At 31.3% G+C, this 5,276-nt stretch carries 7 protein-coding genes and 1 rRNA gene; 5 read left to right on the top strand and 3 right to left on the bottom strand.

Features of this window, described 5'->3' with window-relative positions; genetic code table 11:
- The 3 genes from ACIQZC_RS08805 to ACIQZC_RS08795 form a co-directional block, all read left to right on the top strand.
- Window positions 1–1,059, top strand: a 1,059-nt coding sequence (locus ACIQZC_RS08805) for a DUF3810 domain-containing protein (RefSeq protein ID WP_396138860.1), incomplete at its 5' end; no start/stop codon positions are given.
- Between the two features lie 30 nt (window positions 1,060–1,089).
- Window positions 1,090–1,584 (top strand): RNA polymerase sigma factor, encoded by a 495-nt coding sequence (locus ACIQZC_RS08800; RefSeq protein ID WP_396138859.1) that lies wholly within the window; start codon window positions 1,090–1,092, stop codon window positions 1,582–1,584.
- A 2-nt stretch (window positions 1,585–1,586) separates the two neighbouring features.
- Complete coding sequence (locus tag ACIQZC_RS08795) at window positions 1,587–2,198, top strand: hypothetical protein (protein WP_396138858.1); 612 nt, start codon at window positions 1,587–1,589, stop codon at window positions 2,196–2,198.
- A 61-nt stretch (window positions 2,199–2,259) separates the two neighbouring features.
- Here the strand turns inward: ACIQZC_RS08795 and ACIQZC_RS08790 are convergent, their stop codons facing one another.
- Together ACIQZC_RS08790 and ACIQZC_RS08785 are read right to left on the bottom strand one after the other, a co-directional pair.
- Window positions 2,260–3,069 carry a lysophospholipid acyltransferase family protein gene (locus ACIQZC_RS08790; protein ID WP_396138857.1) on the bottom strand — a complete coding sequence of 270 codons (810 nt, stop codon included), beginning with the start codon at window positions 3,067–3,069 and terminating at the stop codon, window positions 2,260–2,262.
- Between the two features lie 116 nt (window positions 3,070–3,185).
- Window positions 3,186–3,827, bottom strand: a complete 642-nt coding sequence (locus ACIQZC_RS08785; RefSeq protein WP_396138856.1) for an NUDIX hydrolase — start codon at window positions 3,825–3,827, stop codon at window positions 3,186–3,188.
- Window positions 3,828–3,894: 67 nt separating this feature from the next.
- Between ACIQZC_RS08785 and ACIQZC_RS08780 the strand changes: the two genes are divergently transcribed.
- Together ACIQZC_RS08780 and msrB are read left to right on the top strand one after the other, a co-directional pair.
- Entirely contained in the window at window positions 3,895–4,338 is a 444-nt protein-coding gene (locus ACIQZC_RS08780; protein ID WP_396138855.1) for a DUF4268 domain-containing protein, read from the top strand.
- Between the two features lie 119 nt (window positions 4,339–4,457).
- Entirely contained in the window at window positions 4,458–4,937 is a 480-nt protein-coding gene (msrB, locus tag ACIQZC_RS08775) for a peptide-methionine (R)-S-oxide reductase MsrB (protein ID WP_396138854.1), read from the top strand.
- Between the two features lie 225 nt (window positions 4,938–5,162).
- Here the strand turns inward: msrB and rrf are convergent.
- Window positions 5,163–5,272: ribosomal RNA gene (gene rrf, locus ACIQZC_RS08770) — 5S ribosomal RNA — on the bottom strand.
- Window positions 5,273–5,276 lie beyond the last annotated feature (4 nt).

Raw genomic sequence — 5,276 nt, 5'->3', positions numbered from 1 at the left:
TATGCTGTGAAAAGAAAATTCATCCTTCCTTTATTTTTAGTTATCCAAATCATCGTAGTGAAAACGATTGGTTTATTTCCTGATTTTGTTGAAGCATGGTACAGTAAAGGTTTTTATCCGAAGTTGGGTTTTGTATCGAGAAAAGCATTGGGTTGGATGCCTTTTTCGTTGGGCGATGTAATCTATTTTATCCTGATTTTACTCTTATTCAGATGGATTTGGAAACACCGAATTGGCTTTTTCAAAGAATGGAAAACTAACGGATTGACGATATTGAGTTGGGTTTCGGTATTTTATTTTTTCTTTCATTTGCTTTGGGGAATGAATTATTATCGCATCCCGTTACATGAAAAATTACAAATTGAAAAAGAATATTCGGCAAAACAATTAAAAACGTTTGCTGAAAAAATGTTATTAAAAACCAACGAATTACAACTGAAAATCACAAAAAATGATTCGATAGCAGTAATAATTCCGTATTCGGATAAAGAAATTTATAATCTGGCGTTAAAAGGATATACAAACTTACCTATTGATTTAAACGAATTTCATTACGAAGATAAAAGCATCAAATCTTCATTATTCAGTTATCCGCTGAGTTATATGGGCTTTGGCGGCTATTTGAATCCGTTTACCAATGAAGCGCAAGTAAATAATTTAAAACCAAAATATACTTCACCCTTAACCACATGTCACGAAATGGCGCATCAAACGGGAATTGGAAGTGAAAGTGAATGTAATTTTATTGGTTTTATAACCGCTTCTAAAAACGAAGACTTGTACTTTCAATATTCTGCGTATAGTTTTGCTTTGCGTTATGCGTTGAATAATTTAGAAGTATTGAAAGAAGGAAGTTCGAAACCATTTGTAGAAAAAATCAATGCAGGTGTTTTGAAAAATTTTGATGAAAATGAACTCTTTTGGGATCAATATCAAACACCTATCAATAGTTTATTTGAATATTTCTACGATAATTTCCTAAAAGCCAACCAACAAAAAGATGGCATGGAAGGCTATAGTAAATTTGTAGGATTAGCAATTGGATATGAAAAATTGTAACAAAATCTCACATTAGACAACTAATTACTTATGAAATCAGAATCGGAAGCACTTTTTGTTAAACAACTTAAAGAAAATCAGAATATAATCCACAAAATTTGTAGGTTATATACTACTGATACTGATGCGCATAAAGATTTATTTCAGGAAATTACGATTCAGTTATGGAAAGCTTTTCCAAATTTTAGAGGCGATTCAAAATTTACTACTTGGGCCTATCGCGTTGGTTTAAATACCGCCATTACTCTATATCGAAAGAAAAAAAGAACCATTGACACCATTGAGTTTGATAGTACATTTCATAAAGTTACCCAAGAAGAGTATAATTTTGAAGATGAGGAAAAATTAAAATTACTTTACAGTGCCATAAGTGAATTGAATGATATTGAAAAGGCACTTGTGTTCTTGTATTTAGAAGATAAAAATTACACTGAAATTTCAGAAACACTAGGTATTACTGAGGTTAATGCACGGGTAAAAATGAATCGTGTCAAAGGAAAATTAAAAAAAATATTAAATCCGTAACGATGGATGAATTAGAAATATTAAAAAACGACTGGAAAAAAAAGGAAAACACTTTTGACCAAGTCTCTGAAAACGAAATTTATAGCATGTTGCATAAAAGATCATCCACTATTGTGAAATGGATCTTAATTATTAGCATCATTGAATTTATAGTGCTTAATGGATTGGGGTTTTTGATTGCTGATAAAGAAATTGAAAATTTTGAAAAATTACATCCTTATTTGAATGTGATTGAAAAAGCCAACTATTTTATTTTGTTAGGATTTATCTATTTGTTTTATAAAAATTATAAAACCATCAGTGTTTTAGATTCGTCCAAAAAACTGATTCAAGACATCATAAAAACTCGTAAAATAGTAAACTACTATATTTATTGGAATGTATTTATTAGTAGTTTTTTAGGTTCGTTTGGTTTTATTCATGGATTTAAAGCTGGGTATAAAAATGCAAATCCTGAAGCAACGCCGATATCAGATACAGGTTTTATTATAATTTTTATTTTCAGTATGCTGTTTGTAATTGCGCTAATTTTTGGATTTTATAAATTGCTCTACGGCTTCTTACTAAACCGATTAAATAAAAACTATAAAGAACTTCAAAAGTTAGATTTTTAAATCATACAAAAAAGGGATTGAGTACTATTCAATCCTTTTTTATTACATTAAAACACCCAGATTAATAACGCCAGATGCGCTCTTTATCAAGTTTTTCTTTTTCGTCTAATTCTTCTGCCGGAATAACCTTTAAAAGTGAAGGATGTTGTTCAATAGCAAACTCGATCATTTCAACCACTTCATCAACAGTAGCATTCTCATAATCGATTTTCAAAGGCTCTTTAATCACCATAGATTGTAATATTCCTTTCTTTTTTATGAGTAATCCTTTTCGGTCAAACGAGCGACGGAAACCATCAATAACTATTGGAACTACAATGGGTTTATGTTGTAAAATAATATGCGCTGTTCCTTTTCTTACGGGTTTAAACGATCTTGTTGTTCCTTGCGGAAAAGTAATTACCCACCCATCATCAAGAGCAATTTTAATGTTTTCAGTATCGTTTGGGTTGATTTCTTTCTTCTCGGTTACATCTTTTCCTTTATCGCGCCAAGTTCGCTCAACGGATATAGCACCCGCGTACGCTAAAATTCTTGGCAATAAACCTTCTTCCATCGTTTCTTTAGCTGCAACATAATATAGATTTAGCTTTGGATTCCATAAGTAAAAAACATTTTTAATGTTATTCTCTCGTCCTTTTAAACTTGCATTAAAAACGTGAAACATGGCCACTACATCGGCAAAATAGGTTTGATGATTCGAAATGAATAATACGTTTGTATCGGGTAAATTTCGAATAATTTCAGAACCTTCGATTTGCAGCTTATTAAAACTCTTGTAACGTCTGTGTGTTAAAAAACCTGCAATTCTAATTAACCACGTTTTTAAAAATAATATATGTCCGAAAGGATTTCGTTTAAATAATCCCATAGTTTATTTGTGTTATCAAAATAGGTAGGCAAATGTAGTGAAATCAGTTATTTTAAAAAGTAAAATCGCATAAAATAACAAATGGTGTACTGATATTTAAATAAATAGCAATCTATTTAGTCTAAAACGTTTTTAATTACCTCTTTCAATTCACTCATCATCATGGCAGTTGCACCCCAAACTATATATTTGTCAACTCTAAAAGCTGGGACTTCAATATCCGTTGCATACGATGTTGACATGTTTACTTTTGTGATGCTTTTATCAGCTAAAAAATCTGTTAGAGAAAATTCTAATACTTTCTTAACTTCAGTTTCATCAGGAAAAAAAACCAATTCCTCATGGGCAATTCCCATAAAAGGTGCTACTAAAAAATTACTCGGCGGAATATAAATTTCACTAAACGATTTAATAATTGTTATCTTTTCGGGAGGAATACCAACTTCTTCATGCGTTTCTCTAATTGCTGTTTCTGCTAAATTAGCATCTGAAAGTTCAACTTTTCCTCCTGGAAATCCTATCTGTGATGAATGTACTCCTGGATATGTATTTCGAACTATTAAGGCCAAATGAACTATTTCATTTTTAGGATAAAACAACATTAACACCGCTGCTTTTTTTGGATTCTTATCTAAATAATTTTCCTCATCCATATATGAAATACGCTCTAAAGGCGCCATTTTTATATGTGCATCTCTAGAAAGCAATTTTTCTTTTTCTATCTTTGGAAGAAATTTTACAAAATCAGTAAACAACATATTGGGCTTATTTAGTAATCTTAAAGATAATTAATTTTCCCCATAAAATCATTTTTAAATAAAGAATATGTTTAGTAAAGAAGAAGCGCTACAAATTAAAAAAGACTTTTGGATCGCTTTTGCGGAAGCTTATCCCAAAAAATGGTTGCTTTATAATACCAAAATTAAAGATGTAACGTTTAAATTTTATGTAGATAATAAAAAAGCGCAAGTTATTTTAGATATTGAACCAAAAGACGAAGAAAAACGTAAAATATATTATGAAAAAGTGGAATCTTTAAAATCAATATTAATCGAAGATTACATAGAAAATGTAATTTTTGAACGAAATTATTATTTAGAAAACGGAAAAATAATTAGCCGAATTTGGGTTGAACAATTGGGAATAAGCATAAATAACAAGAATACTTGGACAACTATATTTGACTTTTTTAATGCCAATATGGATGCTTTTGAACGCTTTTTCTATGAAAATGAAGATTATATAAAAGATTTAGAAATAAATACTTAAAGGCAATTTTGTCATTTACTTAACAAATAAGAATAGCTCAAAGTACTATCTTTGAAAATAATCCTAATAAAATTATTTTTTAATAGTTTTATGGTACATAACTCTTAAACTTTAGTCTTATGAAAAACATTTTTTTAGTATTTTTAGCATTCGCATTACAATCGTGTCATTCACAAAATAAAACAGAACCAAAGAAAATGGAACCAAGCGTTAAAAAAACAAAAGCCGAATGGAAAGCCCAACTTTCGGAAATGGAATATGAAGTATTGCGAAACAAAGACACAGAACGTGCTTTTACTGGGGAATATTATAATCATTTTGAAAAAGGAAAATACGTTTGTGCTGGTTGCGGAAATGATTTATTTACTTCGGAAACAAAATTTGATTCACATTGCGGTTGGCCTTCTTTTGATCAAGCCATCAAAGGATCTGTTATTTATAAAAAAGATGTAAGTTATGGAATGATAAGAACCGAAGTCATGTGTGCTAAATGTGAAGGGCATTTAGGGCATGTTTTTGATGATGGTCCAAAAGAGACTACTGGTCAACGCTTTTGTACCAATTCTGTTTCAATAAAATTCATCCCTGCAACTGAATAAATAAAAACCCCGACCGCGCGGATATCTCCTCATCGATAGCGCGGATTTGTAATCCCTGCCCACGAAGAGAGTAAAAACAAAAAACCCCGTTTCGTTAGAAACAGGGTTTAATAAAAAAAAGGCGGCGAACCGAGGAAGCCGAGTCCCGATACTTCGGGACAAGCTTTCGAACACGGCGTACCTATAAAAAAAATAACCCCAGCTTAAAAAGATGGGGTTACTAAAAAAAGGCGGCGACATACTCTCCCACATAACTGCAGTACCATCTGCGCAATCGGGCTTAACTTCTCTGTTCGGAAAGGGAAGAGGTGAGCCCCGACGCAATAACCACCTTAAATT

Origin of the sequence: Flavobacterium sp. (assembly GCF_044338735.1) — a bacterium.
Lineage (GTDB): Bacteria > Bacteroidota > Bacteroidia > Flavobacteriales > Flavobacteriaceae > Flavobacterium.
This window is presented reverse-complemented; position numbering and strand designations above follow the sequence as displayed.

What these genes read in the sequence shown, in the direction of transcription:
- ACIQZC_RS08795 (WP_396138858.1), top strand. Translation starts at nt 1,587, where the DNA reads ATGGATGAATTAGAAATATTAAAAAACGACTGGAAAAAAAAGGAAAAC.
- ACIQZC_RS08780 (WP_396138855.1), top strand. Translation starts at nt 3,895, where the DNA reads ATGTTTAGTAAAGAAGAAGCGCTACAAATTAAAAAAGACTTTTGGATC.
- ACIQZC_RS08790 (WP_396138857.1), bottom strand. Translation starts at nt 3,069, where the DNA reads ATGGGATTATTTAAACGAAATCCTTTCGGACATATATTATTTTTAAAA.
- msrB (WP_396138854.1), top strand. Translation starts at nt 4,458, where the DNA reads ATGAAAAACATTTTTTTAGTATTTTTAGCATTCGCATTACAATCGTGT.
- ACIQZC_RS08800 (WP_396138859.1), top strand. Translation starts at nt 1,090, where the DNA reads ATGAAATCAGAATCGGAAGCACTTTTTGTTAAACAACTTAAAGAAAAT.
- ACIQZC_RS08785 (WP_396138856.1), bottom strand. Translation starts at nt 3,827, where the DNA reads ATGTTGTTTACTGATTTTGTAAAATTTCTTCCAAAGATAGAAAAAGAA.